Genomic DNA, 21,245 nt, shown 5'->3' with positions numbered 1-21,245 from the left:
TTTGGTGACGATTTCGCGATAGAAAATGTTTTTTTGTAGAAAGCCTTGAACTCTAAGCGGAGCGACCTCGAAGGCACTATAGTGCCGTGCTCATTGCTCAATCCTCTCTGGCCAGGGGTGCTTGGGGTAGCGCCCGCGCAACTCTTTGCGCACTTCAGCATAGGTGTTTTGCCAGAATCCTGTCAGGTCCCATGTCTTTTGAATCGTGCGGAAGTTCGGTGCCAGAATGTCGTACCGGACTTTTAATTTGCCGTCGGCGATTTTGTGCTCGCCGCGGAGCTGCATGAAGTCTTCGATGCGGGCTGAAATTTCAACTAAGACGCCTTCGATGCTTTGCACGGATTTCCCGTCGTCGCTTGTGGCGACTTCCTGGTAGCTGTAACGGGCGCGCTTGCCGTTCGGAAGCGTGTAATGGTCGGGGAATGTCTTGCCTAGCCATTGCAGCATGGACTTGCCAAAGTAATCTTCGACAATGCTCTTGTAACGGTCTTCGTTAATGTCGCGGAGCAGAAACTTACCGCTTGCGAATTCGTCGAAGATGAGTTCCATGTCTTCTTCGTTGAATTCGGGGAGACCATATTCGGGATATAGCTTGGCGGCAAGGCGCATCTTGATGAGCAGCGTTTGCACAGTTTCGGTCAGGAATTTGCCACTCCAGTTTTCCTTCTCAATTTTTTCGCGCCAGGCGTCGACGGTGAGTTTCTTGAGTTCTTCGAGAACCTTAGGCGATGCCTCTTGCGTGAGAATTTCTTTGCGGGAAAGCTCGGTTGTACTTCCGTCTGCGTTTTCGGATTCGCTGATTTCGACTCCGATGAATCTTTCCTGGCCGCTGCGCCACAGGAGCTCGTAGCGGGTTTTGGCTTTGTTGCCACTGAGCATGTCTTGCGAGATGGGCGCGTATAGGTTTACCTTGAGTTCCGACTTGGTGGTGCCTGTGCGGAGCATGCTGAGGGCGAGAATCGCGTAAGGTGGTTCTGCAACTTGAAGGCGAATCACGTTCTGATTGGCGAGTTTGTAGGCGTTACCGCTCGGGGTCGCAAGCCTGTCGGGGAAAGCCTTAAGAAGGCTATGCGCTATGAGGTTTGAGGTCGGTGCTTCGCACCTTTGGGGTGTGGGGTTTGCAATTTTGTCGCGGTAATCCCGCAGTTGCCGGAGCGTAAAGCTGACTTCGCGGGGAATGTCGCGGCTTTTAGATAATGTGTCGCTTGCAAGAGTCAGAATGTCGTAGGCGACTTTTGCTTTCTGCAAGAATTCGGTGCCGGAATGAATCCAGGCGAGTGCTGCGAGAAGCAAGTCGGGGAGATCTGCCTTGCTTTGTGCCGATGCGAGGAGCAGCGCGAGCGGAATGCTGGAAACGGGCGTACGGATTGCCTTGAGGCCGAGTGCGGTGATGACTCCGTCTTGGAGCATTCCGAATTTTTCGAGGAGTGCCGTCGCCGTTTTTGCGCGTGCATCCGGAATCGCCGTCGGCAACTCGATCTTTGCGATACTCTCGTCTCTCGTCTGTAGGGCAGAGCCCGTTCTCTCGTCTACTTCTAACTTCCTACTTCCTACTGTTTCTAGTGCCGCTTTCTGCAGAATCAATTCCGAGGGCTCGATTTGCAGGACTTCGGGGACGATTCCTTGAGGCATGCGCTTTTCGGATTCTTCGCTCCAGAGGCGAATCGCGCAGCCGTTTTGCGTACGGCCGCTGCGGCCGCTGCGCTGGATTGCGTTCTGCATCGAAATGGGGAGTGTGCGCAACACGTTCACTTTTTCGCTGTCGTCGTACAGGCTCACGCGTTCAATGCCACTGTCCACGACTCCTGTTACGTTCGGAACAGTGATGGATGTTTCGGCGATGTTTGTCGTGAAGATGACGCGAGGTCGATCGGTGACTTCAAAGATGCGGTCTTGCGTTTCGCGGTCCTGTCCGCCGTAGAGTTCTAGGAATTCGGCGCAGTTGTTGCCTAAGGCTTCGGAGGCTGCGGTGTGGCAGCGGGCGATTTCTGCTTTACCCGGTAAAAATACCAGCGTGGTTTGCCAGATGTTGTTGCGGTAGAGCGTGCGGAGCGCCCGCACCACTTCGGCGTCAAGTCCAATGCCCGAAACAAGTGATGTCCCCGAGGCGGGAGTTTGGTTGATAATCTGGACGGGGTAGAGTGGATGGCCGAGGCTTAAGCACTTGACGCCGAGGGCTTTTTCCAGCTCGTCGCGGTTGAGTGCAGCTGACATGATTGCGATACGAGGAACGCAATTCTCTCGTCTAAAATACGCGAACAACAAGTCCATATCGGCTTTGCGTTCGTGGTATTCGTCGAACACGATCCAGTCTGCGTCCAACTTGCCGTGCAAGAGCTCTTGCAGAAAGTTACCGTAGGTCTGAAAGAGAATGCGCGTGTCTGCGCTCTTGCAACTGTCTTGCCTGAACTGGTAGCCAACGGTCTTGCCGCAAGACTCTCCGTGGAGTTTTGCCGAGAACTGCGCGAGTGCGAGCGCCGCAATGCGGCGGGGCTGCAATACAACCACGCGGCCTTTGCAATGCTTGCTTAAAAAGTAGGGGATGAACAGCGACTTGCCCGAACCGGTCGGCGCTTCAATCAATAAATTGCGAGAAGCCGCTATCGCGGCTTCCAGTTTGCCTTCTTCTTCGGCGAGTGCTAAGTCTTTGTAATTCATATTGAGGCGTGAGGTCGCTCCCCTAATGGGTCGCGCTTTGCGCCGTGCTCGCTACTACCTTGGGAACTTGAGCTTTTCGCCGGTGGCAACGTCGTTGTAAGGCTTCTTGCCTTCGTGGAACTTCTGGTTAATTACCAAGTTGTCGATACGGCGACGCAGGCCCTGTTCGGTCTTGCAGAAGAAATAGGCGACCTTGTTGGTGCCGGGCACCAGGAACATGGCGAGCTTGTATTTTTGGGACACGGCGCGGCGGAAAAACTTGAGGTCTTCTTTCTTGGGAACCACGAGGTGCGAACCTTCCTTGACTTCGCAAATCATGTCGGCATCGGCCAACAGAGCGTGGGACTTTTGCTTGAGGGCGGCAAAGTTCGGCTCGGTATTCTTCTTGATGGTTTCAAGGCTGAATGCGCCACCGCCTTCCTTGAGGGCTTTGCGGACACCGCGGAAAGCGAACACGCCGAGCACGATCAGGACAAGGGCAACAATGAAGGGCCAATAGCTGGCGAGAAAATCTAACATAAAAACCTCTTTTCTTTACGAAAGAAAATATAGAAAAATAAATGATTTATGCGGGAGGGGACCCGGCTCGGAGTTGCGAAGGCCGCACGGTCCCCTCCCTGCACCCTCCCCTTCCTTGGCCGACGCTTTTTTAAGGAGGCAAGCTTTTCTATATTCGTATTTGTGTTAAGTTTTTTGAAACGATGTCTTTTTACATGTGCTGTAACGGCGCTTTTTTCGGGCGCGGCCTTTGCTGATGTTGCGGGTTGTCCCGAAGGCACAGTTATTTCGTCTATCCAGTTTGAGGGGCTTGAGCATACGAAACCTCGTGTGGTGGAACGCGAACTTTTGAACAAGGTGGGGGTGCCGTTCTCCGTCGAAAAGTTCGAGGCGGAAAAACGCCGCTTGCAGGATTTGGACCTTTTTACCGAAATCTCGGTAGGGTGTGAAGGCGGAAATCTCACGTACCACTTCAAGGAAATCTTCCGCTGGATTCCGTCTCCGGCAGGGAAGGAAACTGACCGTGACGGGTTGATGATCGGCCTTGCTCTCGCGAATCTCAACGTATTTGGTGAAGATATCCGTGCTGAAGTGCAGTATCGTACCTCGACGGATCCGTTCCTCGAAAATAACGAGTATGCGTTCTATGCGAGTTCGCCATACCTGTTCGGCCTTCCGCTCGGCTGGAATTTCGAGTTCCTGCGCACCGACAGTTACGATGATATCCATGGATATCAGGACGACAGCTGGCTTGTGGACCTTGATGTGGATTACGAAATGTTGCCGCACCTTTCTCTTCTGGGAACGGTTGCTGGTCGCGAATTAAAGAAAGCCGCATTCTTGCCGGAGTTCGGCTTCGGCTTCGCCTTCGATTTCCGCGACAGTAAGCTAGATACCCGCAGGGGTGTTTATTACGAATACATGCTGACTCATGTGGGCGCTGGAGACAATCAGGATTCCGGTTGTGATGTATTTGATGGCGAAAGCTGCGAGGGAATGGGTGGCGAAAACTACTGGGAACTCCTGACGGATGCCCGTGCCTACTGGTCCTTGAATCGCTTTGTGACTGGTGCGACGGTGCTGGCCCGTTATCGTCCGGGTGATGTGAAATTCTACGATTATTACTATCACGGAGGCCCGAATACTTTCCGCGGTCGTGGCGGCAGTGCACTTGGTGGGAAAGAGGATAAAGCTGATTCGGTGCGTTTGGGTGTCCACGAGGTTTTGCTGACGCTCGAGGAACGTTTTGTATTGATGGAACGCCATGCGGCCAGTGTCATGGGAGTCAACTTTTTCTATGGCGTGCAGCTGGTGGCTGGTCTCGACGGAAGTCTTTTGTGGGATAGCGGCCGACCCGGCTGGGACGATTACGAGGGAGCTGTCTATGGAGGTCTGCACCTAGTTATCCCGGCACTAGACCGCATCCGCTTTGAAGTGGGTTATAGGCCCGATAGGGGAGAACCCGCGTTCTACTTTGGCCTCTTTGACAAGGTAACCTCTTCTCGTTGGCGCAGCAGGTAGTTTTGAGTAAACAACCCTTTACAAATTTTTGATAAATGCTAAATTAGGACTTATATTTGTATTAAAAAGATAATATGGGCTCAAAGTGGGCCTTTGGAGTATAAATGTCAATTAACTATCTGGATCTCCCGATTGGTCGCAAGTACCCGTTCGAAGTGGATTGCGTCGTGGAAATTGGTAAGGACACCAATCTCAAGTACGAATATGACGAACGGCTGCACGTGTTCCGCTTGGACCGCTGCCTGCTCAGCTCCATGAGCTATCCCTGCACCTACGGATTTATCCCGAGCACCAAGGCCGACGATGGCGATGCTCTCGACATGCTGATTTACAGCCCCGCCTCCATGATGACGGGAACAGTTTGCACCTGTCGCGTGATTGGTGCGCTTGACATGACGGACGGTGGCAAGAAGGACTATAAGGTTCTCGGAGTCCCCGTGTTCAACCCGCGTCCGATCAAGGATATTGGCGATGTGGACCAGATGTTCCTCCGCATTACCAAGAACTTCTTCCAGAACTACAAGGAACTTGAAGGCAAGGATGTTCAGATTGGCGAATGGAAGAATGCTGAATTTGCTCGTGAACGCGTGATTGCCGCTCACCGTGCCTATTTCCAGATGCAGGTTCAGGTGCCTGAAACTTGCTACCAAGAACCCGAAAGCGTCGACCATCTTCCGCCCGACGAATTGATTTAAAAAACGCCGCTTTTTTAGCGACGGTTTTCAATTAAAAGCATCTTACTTTCACCGGCATGGCGTCGGTGATTTTTGTTTTGGTATTTTCGAGGAATTCGACTGGGAGCGACATGACGCCATCGAGCAGAGTTTGGCGAATCACTGTGTAGAGCTGCACTTCCACAAAATTTTGCGGGTTGCTCTGGTAAATTTGGCGAAGGTTCTCGATATATCGCCCGATTTCGTCGTCGCCAGGAACTTCTCCCTGCACGTCGCAAAGCATGGTCTGGATGCAGATGGGGTAGTTCTTGATGACTTCTGTTAGGTTGTCTAAAATTTTGCTTAGAGGGAGCGGGGAACGGTTGATTTTCTTGAACCATTCTTCGGATCCCGCATCGAGCTTTGCCCAAATTTCACCATCACTTTCGAGCAGCTGGGAAAGCCCTTGCTTTACGGTGGGATTGTTCAGGTGGCTTGCGTTTGTAATCAGTCTTAGCTTAAATGCTCCCAATTTTGGGGCATAGTCCTTCTGGATTTGTCGCATGCGTAGGCAAACTTCGGGAAATTCCTTGACGAGGGTGGATTCCCCGTCACCCGAAAGGCAGATGTCCTTGAGCGCTTTCTTTTCTGCCGGCACATTGGCGAAAGAATTGCAGCGGGAGAATTCGCCTGATTCGTAAAACTCAAGAAAGTTGCGCAGTTCGTTTTCGACGGCATCGATGTCGACGGGAATGCGTTTGTGGCCTTCTTGCGGGCCGCTCTGGCAGTAGGCGCACGAAAAAGAACAATGATGGTCGGGATTCAGGTTGACGCCCAAAGAAAGACCGCCTGCACGACGGCTAATCACCGGGTACACCCAGGTGTTGTTTTTCCATTCGCGGGGGTGGCTGCTCCACGCTGCAATCAGTGCTTTTTCCTGTTCTGTCATGCCCTAAATATAGTAATCTAAGTTATAGCTTGCATCTATATGCCGTTAGAGCAAAAAAATAGAACATCCTACTGTCTACAGTCGACTTTCTACTTCCTACTTTTTACTACTTTTCCAGTATGCAGTTTGTATTGAAGTCCGCTTTGATTTCACTTGTGCTGGTCGGGATTGCAATTGCCGATGGCATCAAGCCATACGCCCTCGCCAACGACGGAGCGGTGACTCGCGACCGTCACCTTTCCGAAATCAGCGATATTATGCGCGGTGGACGAGGCGGCTATATCGACTTTGGATTTTACTATACGCCGAGCCGTGAGCAGTTGCCCTTGGAAAGTCAGTATGGCGAACACGACGGCTTTGCCTTCAATCATCATTTTGCGGCCTTTGGCGCAGGCGAAGTGGCTAAAAACCGCCACATGGGTGCGCTCCTCTGGTTTGACCGTTCTGGCTGGGATGGCGAAGACTTCTTCCTTTTCCCGCAGTATAACGATTTCTCGCTTCAGCGCTCCGTGGTGACATGGGGCTTGACATTTACCGATGCCAGGATGGATTGGACGATTGCGGCTGGTATGCAGCACCAGAATTTGGAACATGTGGGCAAGGTGTATCCACACGAAGACGATTCCCTGGCCTATAGCTGGGCTCACCTGCGTTTCAGCAAGGCGAGCGCCCAGGCGAACTTCTATCGCGCCGACTGGCGTTTCTTCCGTTTTTCGCTCGACTTGGAAAGCCGCGCTATCTATGGCGGCAAGAAGTCGGGACTGCTGACGTATTTGCCCAATGTGTCGCTTGCGATGTACAACGCCGACGACGAATCCGACATAGATTCGATGCGGATTACCTGGGAACAGAATCTTTACAACCAGCAGCTTTATGCCGAAGTCGAGATGGACTTGGACGATACCTGGTTCCACAGCGCAGCTCTCAAGTTTTATCCGGATCCTTCCCGCATGATCGGGTTCGAAGCCACATGCCTGCGTCGTGACAAGATAAAGGCTGAAGGAGACGTGGTAAATGTTGAAGACGACTGGCTGTGGGGTGGTGCAATTGACCTGCTGTTTGTTCGCTTTGCTTACAATGCTGCTTACGATTACGACAACTTCTTTGGCGCAAAGGGTACTTTTATCGCCGAAATCAAGTTCAACCTGGCGACGGTTGATGGCTGGCTGTTCAACCGCGGTGCCGCCCGCAGTGCGCCGCTCGAAACGGATATCATCAAGCAACAGTCCAAGGGTGCCCAAAAGAGCGAAATCACTCCGCTGAATTCTGATTCCGGAACTCCGAAAACGATTGAGGCGAAGGGAATTCGCTATGAAAGGGCCGGTTCTGAAGGGGGCAACTGATGAAATTTTCGCTGAAACAGATTCCATTCTTTGCGCTGCTGATGCTTTGCTGTTTTGTCTTGGCGGGCTGCCTCAGCCATTGGTTTGTCGATTCAACGTCGCGCTTGCAGGTTTTGAACGATACCGAAGACTGCACCCTGCTTGGAGTCGATGTGGTCAAAAGCGACCATACCTATAAAAAGTGGATTGATGAAAAGGTTCTCCCCGGAGAACGCAGCCGCGTTGTTGAAGAAGACTGGGTGGGCGATTTTACGCTCCGTCTCCGCTATACCAAGTCGGTGGATGGCTCCGGTGAAGAACTGACGGCAACGGAATCGTTCAGTCTGGACGGGGGAAGCCTTTTCCTGGTGATCAAATCTGATGGTGACTCCCTGCAGTGGAAGTTCAAGTAAAGCTACCAAATTACTACATTATTAGCCAGTGCAGATTACAAAGCTAAAGATTTTTGGATTCAAGTCCTTTGCCCAGAGGACCGAAATCAACTTCCCGACGAAGGGTCTCACCGCCGTGGTGGGGCCGAACGGGTGCGGTAAGTCGAACATTACCGACGCTATCCGCTGGGTTCTGGGTGAACAGAAGGCAGCATCCTTGCGTATGAGCAAGATGCAGGACGTGATTTTTAGCGGAACCGAAGAACGTGCCGCCATGAGCCTTGCTGAAGTCTCTATCGTAATCGATAACAGCGACGGCACCCTGAATTCTGAGTATTCCGAAGTGATTGTGACCCGCCGCGTGCACCGTGACGGTTCGGGCGAATACCTGATTAACAACCAGGAATGCCGCCTACGCGATGTGCATGCCTTGCTTTTTGACTCGGGCCTCGGTTCCAGTACCTATTCGCAGATGAACGCCGACATGATCAAGGCGGTTCTTTCTGACAAGGCCGACGACCGCCGCGTGCTGTTCGAAGAAGCCGCCGGCGTGAGCAAGTACAAGCAGCAGCGCAAGGAAACCCGCCGCCAGCTTGAACGCGTGCAGATGGACATGGAACGAGTCGAAGACAACCTGCGTAGCGTGCGCCGTTCCGTGAAGCTGTACGAAACCCAGGCCGAAAAGGTCAACGAATTTAAGCGCCTCAGTAAGCGCCTGCGTGAACTGGACCTCTCGGTCAGTATCGACAAGTTCGAGGACATGAAAGAGGGCCTTGCTACCCTCGATACCGCGACCCGCCGTCTGAACCACGATGTGGAAAATTCGAAGACCAACGCCACGGTACTTCAGACAAAGATTGACGAGAAAAAACTCCTGATTGCCGAAGATGAAAATGCCTACCGCGACCTGGAACGCGAGGTGCAAAAGGCGACCATCGAGCTCAACGACTTGAATAACAGCATGGGCCGCATTCGCGACGTGATTTCCAACCTGGAAGCCGCGAACGAAAAGTCCCAGGAAGAAATTGACCGCAACACGGGCAAGGTGCAGGAACTCCTTTCTGAACGCGCCCGTTTGGAAGAAGAAAATGCGGTGCTCAGTTCCGACAGCGACGTGGACGAAATGAACGCGCTGCTGGAACGCGAACGCGAAATTTTACAGGTCATGCGCGACAAAGTGGATGACCTGCGTACCCAGTCAAGGGAACTTGCGAACGAACGCCTGCAGAAGACGAACCAGGTGAACTCCCTCAAGAGCCGTTTCGAGCGTATGGACGCTGAATCGGGCCTGTTGCAGGCGAACCTCGCCAAGTGGCGAGCCGAAATGGAACAGGTGCAGTCGCAGAAGGCGAGCGCCGAATCGGCCCTGGCTGACATTAATGCTGGCCTCGATGCCGCCGATGCCGACCTGGAACGCCTCACGGAACAGCGCTCGACGCGCGAAGAACGGCTTGATGCCGAACGCGCCGACTTGCTCGAAGCCCAGAAGAAGCTGCAGGAACTGAAGAACGAGGTGGCAAGGCTCACCTCAAGAATCGACGTTTTACAGAGCGTTGCCAACGAGGGCACCGACGCTAGCCGCTGGCTCATGGAGCATAAGGCGGACCTGGTGGGCGGGCTCCTGTCGGAACGTATCGAAGCTGCTCCCGAATATGCCGCCCAGGTGGAGGCCGCCCTCGGTGACTTGATGGATGCCGTGGTCGTTGCCTCGGATGACGCGGCAATTGCCGCGGTGGATGCCATGAAGGGCGAAAACGTAGGCAAGGCGGTGCTCGCGCTGGTGGGTGCCGGTGCAGAACCCTATTCCGGAACGCTCCAGGGCGATGGCGTTGTAGGTTGCCTCAAGGACTACGTGACTGCCGACGAACAGATTGCAGGCTGGCTCAAGGCGCTGCTTTCTCGTTACTTTGTCGTAGATTCGCTCTCGACGGCGGTGCGCCTTGCGCGAGCCATGCGCGGCGAAGACCTCTGCTTTGTGGCTCCCGAAGGCATTGTGCGTACGAGCGGCCTCATGAGCAGCGGTACGGCGACTTCTGGAACGCTCAGCCGCAAGAACGAAATTGCCGAGGCGAACAGCCTGTTGGAAGGCGTGAACCTCGAAGTGGCTCAGGCCGAAGAAGAAATTGGCCGCTTGCAGGATTTGGTCGACGAAGATACGCAGATGCTTGCCTCGCTGGTCGACGAAATCCGCGAAAAAGAAGATATGAAGCGCGGCGGAAACGCCGGCATTTCGATCCAGAATAACATTATCGCCGGTTGCGACCGCAGACTTGCGCAGTTGCAGGGCGAAATGCAGAACGCTGAATCCAAGATTCAGGCGGCAGAAGCCTCCAAGAACAGCGACCAGGAACTCATGGACGCCCAGGCTTCTCTCGAAAAGATCGAAGAAGAATATTCCCGCGTGAACGACGAACTTTCGGAACAGGATACGATGTTCCGCGAAAAGGAAGAAGATGTTCGCGAATTGGAACGCAGTGCTCAAGACAAGACTGCAAAGCTCACGCAGAATACGAACCGTTTGAACTACATCGCCGAACAGGTGGAATTCCTGGAAAATGCAATTCAGGGCCGTAAGGCTGAAATTGAAAAGAACCAGGCTGCCATCCAGAAGAACGAGGAAGACGGCAGGGGAGTCGCTGACCAGGTGCAGAGCAAGGATTCTGCTCTGCGTGAACTTGAAAATCAGCGCGACCTGGCCCGCGAAAAGTACGAACTTGTGTCGGGCGACCTCGAAGAATGGCGCAGCGAAGTCAACCGCCTTCGCGACGACATGATCGAGAAGATGAAGGAATTGAACGATGTGGGCCGCAGGCAGGAAGCCTTGCAGGCAAACCTCGACCGCCTCACCGAACGCATCACCAACGAATACAGCGTGGACCTTGCGAACCCCGACGACATCGAGCGCGTGGAATATAGCCAGCCCGAAGCCGACCGTGAAATTCGCGAACTCCGCGGAAAGATTAAGGAACTGGGCCCCATCAACGTGAATGTGATGGAAGACTACGAAGATGAAAAGAAGCGCCTTTTGGAAGTGGAAGCGCAGTTCGACGACTTGGACCGTGCCCGCGCTTCGCTCGACCGCACCATCACCAAACTCGATGACATTGCCCGCAGCCGCTACCTCGATACGTTTGCCCGTATCCAGAAGAACTTCCAGTTCGTGTTCAGCAAGCTGTTCCTGAACGGCGAAACCAAGATGAGCCTTGTCGAGAAGGTGGATGAAATGGGCAAGCCCATGGATATCCTCGACGCTGACATTGAAATCAACGTGCGTCCGACGGGTAAGAAAATGCGCGGTATCAAGGCGCTTTCCGGTGGTGAACATGCCCTGACTGCAACGGCACTCCTGTTCGCCATTTACATGGAAAAGCCTTCGCCGTACTGCGTGCTGGACGAAGTCGACGGTCCGCTCGATGACGCTAACGTGGGCCGCTTTATGGCGCTGCTCCGCGAATTCAGCAAGCAGACCTTGTTCATTGTGGTGACGCATAACAAGCGTACCATGGCCGAAGCCGACATGCTCTACGGCGTGACGCAGGAAATCAAGGGTATTTCCCGCATCGCCAGCGTGCAGCTGGCTGATGCCACCAAGTTCGCGATTTAATGACCGAGTTGGCTAAATCCAGCAGAATCCTTACTCTGGAGCCAACTCTCTCGCATACACGCCTCGTTAATACGAGGCGCTTTATGCTCACGGAAGACCGAACCGACTAAATTTTCCAGAATCCTTACTCTGGAGTCGGTTCTCTCGCCACCGCCCCAGCTTATCGCATGGGGCTTTGTTGCTCACGGAAGACCGAACCGACTAAATTTTCCAGAATCCTTGCTCTGGAGTCGGTTCTCTCGCATACACGCCTCGTTAATACGAGGCGCTTTATGCTCACGGAAGACCGAACCGACTAAATTTTCCAGAATCCTTGCTCTGGAGTCGGTTCTCTCGCCACCGCCCCAGCTTAACGCATGGGGCTTTGTTGCTCACGGAAGACCGTGCTTCCATATGTTGTTTTATTTCTTATATTTGCGTGTGTGAAAAAAACAGGCTTAGGTCTTATTTTTGCTGCCCTTTCGGCTATTTGCTATGGCACGAATCCGCTGGGTGCGCTCCACTTGTATGCGCAGAACTATTCACCCGAGACGGTGCTTTTTTACCGGTTCTTTACGGCGGCGCTGTTGCTGATGGTCGTCATGCTTTCCAAGGGTTCGCACTTTAAAATTTCGTTTCGCGAGTTCCGCATCTTAGTCGCGTTCGGCTTCATGTTTGCAGCGAGTTCGCTCACGTATTATGCCTCGTTCAAGTACATGGACGCGGGGCTTGCTTCAACGCTCCTGTTCCTTTATCCGCTCGAAGTCTCTGTGCTCATGGCGGTTTTCTTCAAGGAAAAAATCAGAATTTGGACGGTTGTTTCTATTGCGGTTTCTATGGCGGGCATAGCTCTTTTGTACCGCGGGGGAGATGGCGCAACGCTCAGCACGGTGGGGTGCCTGCTCGTGTTCCTGTCGTCCATCAGTTATGCCATTTACATGGTGATGGCAAATCGCGTCAACTTGCAGATGGGCTCGGTCAAGATGACTTTTTACGCCATCTGCTTTTGCATGTTCTTTTTGTTGCTTTACTCGGTGACGCTCGGTTCGGGCCTCCCGCCAGTGTTTACGCAGGTAAGCTCGTGGGGCTGGGGCTTTATGCTCGGCCTTGTGCCGACGGTGCTTTCGCTCATCTTTATGGTGAAGGCGGTGCGTATCGTGGGTTCTACGCCGACGGCGATTCTGGGCGCTCTGGAGCCTGTGACTGCCGTGACGATAGGCGTGACTGTGTTTGCCGAAACGCTGACGACGCGCATCATGGCAGGCATCGCTCTGATTCTTTGCTCTGTGGTACTGATTGCCGCAAAGAAAAATAAATGAAGTTAGTTGGCGAAACTAGCTATTTTCATCACCGTCTGCGTCGCAGGACTCTGCCTGTTGCGGGACCACGGGACGGTTGATTTTGTGGCTATAGATGAGCTCCGCCTTAAAGAGGTCCTTTAATTTGGCGAGATTGGGCTCCTTTTGCAGATCAAGGTCAAAGGGGGACATTTGCGCTTGTTTGCGAATCTGTAGCTCGGTTTCGTTGAAGGCCCTAGTCTTCAATGTCAGCATCACTGGAGTTTGCAGTTTTTCTTCGAGAATCTGCTTGAGCCGCTCCATATATTCGGGATGCTCTTCCATTTGCTTGATGCCCCAGACATCGCTTGCCGTGTCACCCAGGTAGGTGAGTGCAATGGGGAAGGGGGTTGCATTCAAATCAATCGTTTCGAGAACGGTGTCGTTTAGGGCAGCGGAGAAGGCGTAATCGTCGGACTCGGCGATGTGCGACCTGACTGTGCCCCACGCGGAGGCAATCTCAAAGCGGCTGTAGGCGTCTCCGTTGTATCCGCCGGCATAGTTCTGTCGCAATGCGGCGAAGGGATCTTCTTCACGTTGCCGTAACGCCTTGGCTTCTTCCTCGGCGTCCAGCATGGTTTGAACTTCAGTTACTTTTTTTTTTAACGCCTCGTCGGAGGCGCTGGCTTTGCTCGGATCGTTGATTGCCGCAAGGGCACGCCGCAAATCCGTCAGCCTGTCAAGCCATGCCATGCGGGCAAAGGTCGTTTCTACCAGCAGTCGTGGGTTCGTGCTGTAGCGCAGCGTAGCCTGCAGGTCGATGAGCATCTTGCTGATGCGTAGAATATCGCCGTTCTTGAGCTCAAGGGCGCAACTCTTGTATTTGGTATAAAGGTCTTCCGAAATGTTCAGGGCGTCAGGCGAGAATGCATCGAGACGGGCATACAGCAGGTTTCTGAGGAACTTTCCGAAGCCGTCTAGCAGCGGTGTAAATTCGATGCCGCGCTTGCAGGCTTCGTCCACCATCTTGAAGCACCCCTTGAGATCGTGACCTTCAATTGCCGAAACCAGGGTGAAGAACAGCTCTACCGAAGGAATCCCGAGAACGCTGCGCACAGCATCGGCGTTCATTTCGTTGCCGGTGAAAGCGTAGGCCTGGTCAAAGTAGGTGAGACCGTCGCGCATCGATCCGTCTGCCTTTTCGGCAAAGATGTCGAGCGCTTCGTCAGATGCGTTGATGCCTTCCTGTTCGCAGATGTAACGCAGGCGGCTGCGAATCTGCTCGACGGTGAGTCGCTTGAAGTCGAACCTTTGTACGCGGCTGAGAATCGTCTGCGGGACCTTGTTCACTTCGGTGGTGGCGAAGATGAAAATCACATGTTCGGGAGGTTCTTCGAGCGTCTTCAAAAGGGCATTGAAGGCTCCCGAGGTCAGCATGTGGACTTCGTCGAGAATGAAAATCTTGTACTTGCCGATGACGGGCGGGTACTGCACGCGTTCAATCACGTCGCGGATGTTGTCAACGCCGGTATTGGATGCCGCGTCGATTTCAAAGACGTCCATCGGGTTTCCGCCCAGGATGTCTTTGCAGCTTTCGCACTGTCCACAGGGGTGAAGCGGGTCTCCGCCGGTGCAGTTGAGTGTACGGGCGAGGATACGGGCACTGGTGGTCTTACCGACTCCGCGCGTTCCCGTGAAAAGGAATGCATGGTGGAGTCTTCCCCCTTCGATTGCGTTCTGGAGGGTCTTTGCGATATGTTCCTGTCCGACCATGTCGTCGAAGGATTGCGGTCGCCACTTTCGGGCCATTGCTACGTATGCCATGTAGAGTAATATAGTAAAATCCGACAAATTTTAGTATCTTTACTAAGTAAATGATGAGGAACATGATGAATCAAAATATGGCATTATTAATTCTTTCTTGGCAGGCGGCATGCCTGTATCATAAAGTCGAAATGGATAAGCTCTTGCCGGGCTCTACTTCGGCGACGCTATCAGAAAGTAATATGCTGGATAAGATTCACGACGAACTGACTCCGGACGTATCTTGGGACGACTTCAATAAAGCCTATGCCGAATATTCCTCTGCCAAAGATCGCGCCGGCGCCTGCCTTGAAGCGTTGAAGGATGCAACACCGGAATTCAAGAGCAAAGTGCTTGAATCCATGCTCCGAATCGCGAATGCCTCTCGCGAAGACGACAACCAGAGCAACGTCAGCCCCGAAGAAATGGACTTTATCCAGCAGATTAGAGAAGCTCTAGAATAAGGCTTGTCTTTATGTAGAAAGAAAAACCGTTATGGAATGTCCATGACGGTTTTGGCTTGGTTTAGTTGTATTCCACGTGGAATAGGAAGCGGTCTTTAGATACAAACCAGTCGCTGCCATCGCAGGTTTTCACGTATAGGTGCAATTTGCGGTGGCTGACGGTTTTCGTGTATTCGTGTTTAGGCCCACAATCACCTTGGTTGCCTTCGTCTGAATCGTATTTCCAGCCCATGTCTTCAATGGCCTGGTAAAATTCATCATATTTTTCATAGTAGAAATAGCATTCCAACCGCCAAAAGGGACCCGAGTATGTGTCACCGGGCTCCCGGATTTTAGTGACGTCTGTGGTGACATGTTCTTCGGAATAGCAATCCTCGGGAATGGGGTTTCCCTTGAACTGCATGATGGGGGTCATGTCCCTGAGTTCTTCAGCGGAAAAGTCCTCCGGTTCAGGATCAGTGGAACAGGCCGCAAGCCCACCACAGGCCAATGCAAACGGCAGAATTATTAAATCGTATAATTTCATGTTTCCTCATAACCTAGATTTTTTCGCATACGCAAAGCGTATGCGGAAGGCAATCTTTGATTGCCGACTGAGCACAACTTTTACTCGCATACGCATACGCAAAGCGTATGCGGGAGGCAAACTTGGTTTGCCGACTATCTTAATACTATATCGCCGTTTGCGACGAGCTTGTCACGCAGCTTGTTGTGGGCCTTGTTGACTTCGTCGTCGGTAAGGGTGCGGTCCATGGCCTGGTAGGTGAGGCTGTAGACTAGGTTCTTCTTGCCGGCTTCGATTTTGTCGCCTTCGTAGATGCTCTTGAGCGTAATCTTCGCGAGGTTCTTCGGGTTCAGGCCCTTGATTCGAGCGAGGATGTCTTCGTGAGTCATGGTCTTGTCCACTTCGATAGAAATGTCGCGGCTAGACGGTACCTGGCGGCTGAACGGTTCGAACACGATCTTCTTGTGGGTGGCGTGTTCCATCTTGTCCATGTCGAGTTCCATCACGTAGGTGGTGTAGCCGATTTCGAAAGCGGCCATGGCGGTCGGGTGGAGTTCGCCCATGGTGCCAAGCACCACGCCGTCGGCGAGGACTTCGACCTGCTTGCCCGGGTGCAGGTAAATTTCAGCCTTGGCAGGTACGCGGAATTCAACCACGAGGCCCACGCGCTTGAGGAAACTCTGCACCAGGCCCTTGAAGGCTGCAAAGTCGATTTGGGCGGGTTTGTCGTTGAGCGGGTTCACGTCGAAGGCGCCTGCAACGGCGAGGGCGACGAGGTTCGATTCGTCAAAGCCCGGGTCGCGCACGTCCTTGCGGTCGCGCTTGAACTGGCCCTTGGCCACTTCGAACAGGCGAACGGAACCGGGGCGGTTCTTTTCGTTTTCGGCAACAGACTTGAGCAGGTTCGGGAGCAGGCTGGTCGGAACCACGCCGAGTTCATCGGAAAGCGGGTTGAGAAGCGCTGCGGGCTTGCTGCGGCGGTCGTCATTTTCAGCTCCGAACAATGCTTCGGTGCGGGCCTTGCTGGTAAAGCGGAGGCTCAGGCATTCGTGCAGACCCATTGCAGAAAGTGTTTTGCGAATCTTTCTGTTCAGGACTTCGATGGGCGGAAGTTCGTTCGGCTGCATCTTGAAGGAGGGCAGCGTGTACGGGATGTTGTCGAAACCGATGAGGCGGGCGACTTCTTCGATAAGGTCCACTTCGCGTTCGAGGTCGGGGCGGAATCCCGGAATCCTGAAGGTGATAGATTCGGCGTCTTTCTTCACGACTTCGAGGGCGATACCCGTGAGGTACTTTTCGATGTCGGCGGCATCAATCTTCATGCCGATGACCTTTTCGGCGCGGGCTGTGCGGAGCGTGACTTCGTTCAAGTTCTTCTTGTGGTCGTCGCCCGTGTATTCGACGGTTCCCTTGAGAATGCGGCCACCGGCAACTTCCTGAATCATGGCGCAGGCGTAGCGGCTGTATTCGTCCTGGGTGGTAAAGTCGATTTCGCGTTCGAAGCGGTAACTGGAATCGGTCGAGATGCAGAGGCGCTTGGCCTGCTTGCGGACGATGGTCGGGTTGAACCAGGCGCTCTCGAGGAACACGTTCTTGGTGGTATCGACAATTTCGGATTCGACGCCGCCCATGACGCCGGCTACGCAAGCCGGACGGTCGCCGTCACAAATCACGAGGTCGCTTTCCAGCAGTTCGTGAGCGGTGTGGTCGATGGTTTCAATCTTTTCGCCCTTCACGGCGCGGCGCACCTTAATTTTGTTGCCATGGAGCTGGTCCATGTCGAAGCTGTGGAGCGGCTGGCCCACGTCCATCAGAATGAAGTTCGTGATGTCGACCACGTTGTTGATGCTGTTCATGCCCACGGCGTGTAAAAGCTTCGCGAGCCAGGCGGGGGACTTTTCGACCTTCACGTCCTTGATGACACGGCCCACGTAACGTGAGCAACCGCAACCGGGAACCACTTCGAGGCTGATGGCAGAGCTTGCGGCTTCGGAATCTTCCTTGAGTTCGTAGGCGAGCGGCTTCAGCGGACGGCCGAACTTGGCGGCGAGTTCACGGGCGACACCGCGGTGGCTTAATGCATCCGGGCGGTTCGGGGTCACGTTCAGTTCAAAGCAAACGTCGTAAAGGCCGAGACTTACGAACGGGGTGCCAGCGGGAATAGAGTCGTCGAGAACCATGATGCCGGCGTGGTCGTCGCTGAGGCCGATTTCGTCTTCGGCGCAAATCATGCCGAAACTTTCGACGCCGCGAATCTTGGATTTCTTCATCTTGAGCGTGCCACCATCAGGGAGCGGAAGTTCTGCGCCGATCGGGGCGAGCACCACGGTCTGGCCGGCGGCTACGTTCGGGGCGCCACACACGACCTGGAGCGTTTCCTTGCCGTCGTTCACGGTGGTGATGTGCAGGTGGTCGCTGTCCGGGTGAGCTTCGCAGGTGAGCACCTTCGCTACCACGAGCTTTTCATAGACCTTGCCCGGTTCTTCCATGCCTTCGACTTCGAGGCCAATAGAGGTGAGCGCCTTTGCAACTTCTTCCGCAGATTCCGGAAGATCAACGTGACGTCTGAGCCAATTCAAAGAAACTTTCATCGTATTATCCTTTATGACACGAATGATGCCGCGGTTTTATGGGGACGCTGCAAAACACGTGCCTGCTTAAAATTCGGTGGTAAATTTAGAAAATATGGTTATTCTGTAAAATTGATATCTAGCGTTTTTATCAAAGAATCAAGACGATGGGTGAGTTTGACTGCCCCAGCTTCGGACAGGTGATCGGTGTCATTTGCCATATCGTCTGTATAATCATGATTTCCCATATTATTCTCATCCATTAGAATAAAATTCGGGTAGGTAATATTTAAATCGGCAAGTTCCTGAATGAGCCTAGGCATGTCGCTTCTCCGCTGTCCGGCTCGTCCAAAGGCACCTGTTTCTTTGTAGCGAGGATTTTGTGGTGTGATAACGCCAATAACAGTAATTCCATTTTCATTGCAAGTTTCAAGCAGTTGCGCGAATTCATTGAAATTGCTTTGATAGATTTCATAATTTTCGTCGAGCCAATTAGAATCTGTTGTAACGGCGGGTTCGCCCCATCCGTGATCAACGTCTGCTAGGAATCCTCTTGTCGGTCTGTGTTTATTTGCGGTTTTAGAAGGTCCTGGAGAATTGTATGTTGCTTCAAATAATCCTTCTGGATACTCATCTTTCCAGTAGTTGTGATTTTTATCGTAGACGTACCCTGGATAGGATTTGTAGGCTTCGTAGAACATATTTTCGGAATTTTTTCCATCGTTGCCTGCTCTATCTAGGTCGATTGAAATGATGAGTAATTTTAAATTCTTATAATGTGGCAAAATATAATTGTGGAAAAAGTCATTGTTTGCGTGAATGATAGTCCCCCCAACGGCCAAGTTAACAGCAAAAATCGGTTCGCTGAAAAGTAGTGGATTGACACCTCGGTAAGTTCGGGATGATCCTATGACAACTGTGTTGGCTGTATCCTTATATTGCCACAAAATCTCCATTTTATAACGGAGAATACTTGCCCTTGTATAAACACCGCTGGTGTTGTAGTACATTCCCGCACTGTCTGGGTCGAGATGGAATGTCGTGTCGACTTCGGCAGAATCTTCTGTTGATGGAATAATCTTTTGTACTTTCTTGACCCACAGGTTGGGGTGCCAAAGTTCATCGCCTTCGGCCAAATCGATAATGCTGCTGTCAATGGGGGTGATCAGGACGATTTTGGTATGGGCGCCATTTATGTTGGTAAGGGTTGCAACGATGTTTGTGTTTTCTCCATCGGTACTCCATTCGGAATGGTCGAAGGTGTAACCTTCGGGAGCCTTGATGGTCTGAATCAGTTTTCCGGTGCTATCGGCGATTAAAATTCTTTGGTGTGTCGCATATTTGCTTCCGACAAATTTTTTGCCGGTTTCTCCGCCGAAGTCCAGGAAAGCGACTCGCTTGCTGCCGTCCTGTGCGAGAGAAACGTTACAGGCTTGTTCCTTATTGTACCAGATTTTATCTTTTCCCGAGATTCGTGCACGGAGTAATCTTGCTCCCGATACTGCGATTTTTTCGTCTTCACTGATGCCGCCGTGGTAAGTTCCGTCGAACAGTTTCTGCGGTGTACCGAATTTGCCTTCTGTAAATTTTACCTGCCAAGTGGAAACGGCCTTGAATGCCGATTTCTCCTTGTTGTTGCCGGCGTCGGTCACGTACACAATGGCGGTGTCCCCGCTTTCGAGAATGTGCCAGCGGGGAATGGCTGCGCTTTTTACATTCAGTTTGATGATCTCCGAAGCGTCTTCGGCATCGAGGCGTTGCACGTAGACAGACGATGTTCCGCTGATTCCTTCGTAGACGGTGCTGAATGCAATCCAGTTCCCGTCAGGAGAAATTTCTGGATGGTAAGCGTTGATATCGTTAGAAAGTTCTTTGACGGAAAGTGTTCCGTCGAGGTAGTCGATGTAGTTGATTTTGCCGCTGACATCGTTACGGAAAGCGAGCTTCGCATTGTATGTTCTTGTGAAATTCTTGACTGTTTCGGAGTTCGCGGTGGGCGTGACGATGCTTGCCGTAGAGTGTCCGTCGTTACTCATCCATAATGCGTTTGGAATTTTTCCGAGAGCAAGACGGAATCCTACGTATTCAGCCCGCGTTGAGGAGGTGACCGTGTAGACGTCGCCACGGCTATAGGGGTTGACTTCTTCAGAACTTGAATTGTAGCTTCCGCCTTTCACGACATGTTCTCCCATATCGCCACCATCGGGTGCACCGACATAGTTGGTGATGGTTGTGTCGCGGAATTTTCCCATCCAGTCGTTTACCCATTCCAAAGCATTTCCGGCCATGTCGCAGAGCCCTGCAGAGTCGGGGTCCTTGCTGCAGACGGGGTGTAGCTTGTATTCGGAGTTACTATTATTCCAGCTTTTCTTGATGTCCCATGCGCGTGTTGCCGCGTAGATCCATTCCGCTTCGGTCGGGAGTCTGTAGCCTTCGATATCTGCATGAAAAGCGAATCCTTCTAGGTTGGTGCAGTGCTTTTCTTCATCGAAGACTGCTCTGCGATAGGTGTAGACGGTATCGCGTTTTTCGAGTTTGCTCTTGGCGTTAGCAAAAAGGATAACGTCGTAGTAGGTGATGTCTGTGAGGGGAAGACTGTCGTTTTCGCATTTGCCGAAGGTCTTGAGTTTGGCTTTTTTTGCCACGCTTGCGTACTCGCCACAGGTGATTTCGTGAATGCCCATGTAGAATTCGTAATCGAGTACAACTTCCATGGCGGGGCGTTCGCTTTCTTTGAAGTTCTTGTCGTTGGTGCCAAGGGTGACCTTGCCGCCGGCAAGTTGGAGCATACCTTCGATTGTTATCTCTGGAACGGAGTCTTCTGTGGTGGGAGATATTTCGGTCGTGTCGGCAAAAGATGGCTCAGAAATATCGTCTGCGGGGGGCGTGAACGACTCACTGTTGCTGCAACCTATCAAAAACAGGAATACAAAAAGTGCTGAAAGAAATTTCATATTTTTTCCTTTAGCCTCCAACCCCTTAAATTGCAATATAAGAAAAAATGATGCTGTTTGTTGTATGCATCAAGCAGGTCGAGTAGGGGAATAAAT

General features: G+C 52.5%; 14 protein-coding genes. 7 read left to right on the top strand and 7 right to left on the bottom strand.

The genetic code is table 11. The features are described from left to right. Positions 1 to 90: 90 nt before the first annotated feature. Positions 91 to 2,658: an ATP-dependent helicase C-terminal domain-containing protein gene (locus tag ACKI61_RS10280; protein WP_407457629.1), complete on the bottom strand. Its 2,568-nt coding sequence runs from the start codon at positions 2,656 to 2,658 to the stop codon at positions 91 to 93. A gap of 54 nt (positions 2,659 to 2,712) precedes the next feature. After that, positions 2,713 to 3,177, bottom strand: coding sequence for a hypothetical protein (locus tag ACKI61_RS10275; protein ID WP_407457628.1), 465 nt, complete (start codon positions 3,175 to 3,177; stop codon positions 2,713 to 2,715). Positions 3,178 to 3,351: 174 nt separating this feature from the next. Between ACKI61_RS10275 and ACKI61_RS10270 the strand changes: the two genes are divergently transcribed. Further along, positions 3,352 to 4,677, top strand: a complete 1,326-nt coding sequence (locus tag ACKI61_RS10270; protein ID WP_407457627.1) for a BamA/TamA family outer membrane protein — start codon at positions 3,352 to 3,354, stop codon at positions 4,675 to 4,677. 104 nt (positions 4,678 to 4,781) lie between these two features. Next, the gene (locus tag ACKI61_RS10265; protein WP_407457626.1) at positions 4,782 to 5,372 is read left to right on the top strand and encodes an inorganic diphosphatase; all 591 of its coding nucleotides are present in this window, start codon (positions 4,782 to 4,784) and stop codon (positions 5,370 to 5,372) included. A 31-nt stretch (positions 5,373 to 5,403) separates the two neighbouring features. Here the strand turns inward: ACKI61_RS10265 and ACKI61_RS10260 are convergent, their stop codons facing one another. Further along, on the bottom strand, positions 5,404 to 6,279 hold the full coding sequence (locus tag ACKI61_RS10260; protein WP_407457625.1) for a radical SAM protein: 876 nt from the start codon (positions 6,277 to 6,279) through the stop codon (positions 5,404 to 5,406). Positions 6,280 to 6,398: 119 nt separating this feature from the next. Here ACKI61_RS10260 and ACKI61_RS10255 point away from each other — a divergent pair, with 119 nt between their 5' ends. From ACKI61_RS10255 to ACKI61_RS10240, 4 genes are all read left to right on the top strand, one after another. Continuing rightward, positions 6,399 to 7,622 (top strand): hypothetical protein, encoded by a 1,224-nt coding sequence (locus ACKI61_RS10255; protein ID WP_407457624.1) that lies wholly within the window; start codon positions 6,399 to 6,401, stop codon positions 7,620 to 7,622. Next, positions 7,622 to 8,014, top strand: coding sequence for a hypothetical protein (locus ACKI61_RS10250; protein WP_407457623.1), 393 nt, complete (start codon positions 7,622 to 7,624; stop codon positions 8,012 to 8,014). The genes ACKI61_RS10255 and ACKI61_RS10250 overlap by 1 nt, the downstream gene beginning before the upstream one ends. 28 nt (positions 8,015 to 8,042) lie before the next feature. Next, positions 8,043 to 11,597, top strand: a complete 3,555-nt coding sequence (gene smc / locus ACKI61_RS10245; protein WP_407457622.1) for a chromosome segregation protein SMC — start codon at positions 8,043 to 8,045, stop codon at positions 11,595 to 11,597. Between the two features lie 422 nt (positions 11,598 to 12,019). Then, positions 12,020 to 12,895, top strand: a complete 876-nt coding sequence (locus ACKI61_RS10240) for an EamA family transporter (protein ID WP_407457621.1) — start codon at positions 12,020 to 12,022, stop codon at positions 12,893 to 12,895. A 15-nt stretch (positions 12,896 to 12,910) separates the two neighbouring features. Here ACKI61_RS10240 and dnaX read toward each other — a convergent pair whose 3' ends face one another. Beyond that, the gene (gene dnaX / locus ACKI61_RS10235) at positions 12,911 to 14,677 is read right to left on the bottom strand and encodes a DNA polymerase III subunit gamma/tau (RefSeq protein ID WP_407457620.1); all 1,767 of its coding nucleotides are present in this window, start codon (positions 14,675 to 14,677) and stop codon (positions 12,911 to 12,913) included. 77 nt (positions 14,678 to 14,754) lie between these two features. On the opposite strand from dnaX, the gene ACKI61_RS10230 reads away from it, so the two are divergent. Next, positions 14,755 to 15,120 carry a hypothetical protein gene (locus ACKI61_RS10230; RefSeq protein ID WP_407457619.1) on the top strand — a complete coding sequence of 122 codons (366 nt, stop codon included), beginning with the start codon at positions 14,755 to 14,757 and terminating at the stop codon, positions 15,118 to 15,120. A gap of 61 nt (positions 15,121 to 15,181) precedes the next feature. On the opposite strand, the gene ACKI61_RS10225 is transcribed toward ACKI61_RS10230, so the two are convergent. The 3 genes from ACKI61_RS10225 to ACKI61_RS10215 form a co-directional block, all read right to left on the bottom strand. Next, positions 15,182 to 15,646, bottom strand: a complete 465-nt coding sequence (locus ACKI61_RS10225; protein WP_407457618.1) for a hypothetical protein — start codon at positions 15,644 to 15,646, stop codon at positions 15,182 to 15,184. 134 nt (positions 15,647 to 15,780) lie between these two features. After that, a complete protein-coding gene (gene pheT, locus ACKI61_RS10220; protein WP_407457617.1) occupies positions 15,781 to 18,216 on the bottom strand; it encodes a phenylalanine--tRNA ligase subunit beta in 2,436 nt (811 codons plus the stop codon). A 98-nt stretch (positions 18,217 to 18,314) separates the two neighbouring features. Continuing rightward, positions 18,315 to 21,149, bottom strand: coding sequence for a TIGR02171 family lipoprotein (locus ACKI61_RS10215; RefSeq protein WP_407457616.1), 2,835 nt, complete (start codon positions 21,147 to 21,149; stop codon positions 18,315 to 18,317). Between the last annotated feature and the right edge of the window lie 96 nt (positions 21,150 to 21,245).

Origin of the sequence: Fibrobacter sp. (genome assembly GCF_045601785.1) — a bacterium.
In the GTDB taxonomy this organism is placed as follows: domain Bacteria; phylum Fibrobacterota; class Fibrobacteria; order Fibrobacterales; family Fibrobacteraceae; genus Fibrobacter.
The sequence above is the reverse complement of the archived record's forward strand: the minus strand, read 5'-3'. Positions and strand labels throughout refer to the sequence as shown.

Bases quoted from the DNA above. Each gene is read 5' to 3' on its own strand.
- ACKI61_RS10280 (WP_407457629.1), bottom strand. From the start codon at position 2,658: ATGAATTACAAAGACTTAGCACTCGCCGAAGAAGAAGGCAAACTGGAA.
- ACKI61_RS10275 (WP_407457628.1), bottom strand. From the start codon at position 3,177: ATGTTAGATTTTCTCGCCAGCTATTGGCCCTTCATTGTTGCCCTTGTC.
- ACKI61_RS10265 (WP_407457626.1), top strand. From the start codon at position 4,782: ATGTCAATTAACTATCTGGATCTCCCGATTGGTCGCAAGTACCCGTTC.
- ACKI61_RS10260 (WP_407457625.1), bottom strand. From the start codon at position 6,279: ATGACAGAACAGGAAAAAGCACTGATTGCAGCGTGGAGCAGCCACCCC.
- ACKI61_RS10255 (WP_407457624.1), top strand. From the start codon at position 6,399: ATGCAGTTTGTATTGAAGTCCGCTTTGATTTCACTTGTGCTGGTCGGG.
- ACKI61_RS10250 (WP_407457623.1), top strand. From the start codon at position 7,622: ATGAAATTTTCGCTGAAACAGATTCCATTCTTTGCGCTGCTGATGCTT.
- dnaX (WP_407457620.1), bottom strand. From the start codon at position 14,677: ATGGCATACGTAGCAATGGCCCGAAAGTGGCGACCGCAATCCTTCGAC.
- ACKI61_RS10230 (WP_407457619.1), top strand. From the start codon at position 14,755: ATGGCATTATTAATTCTTTCTTGGCAGGCGGCATGCCTGTATCATAAA.
- ACKI61_RS10225 (WP_407457618.1), bottom strand. From the start codon at position 15,646: ATGAAATTATACGATTTAATAATTCTGCCGTTTGCATTGGCCTGTGGT.
- pheT (WP_407457617.1), bottom strand. From the start codon at position 18,216: ATGAAAGTTTCTTTGAATTGGCTCAGACGTCACGTTGATCTTCCGGAA.
- ACKI61_RS10215 (WP_407457616.1), bottom strand. From the start codon at position 21,149: ATGAAATTTCTTTCAGCACTTTTTGTATTCCTGTTTTTGATAGGTTGC.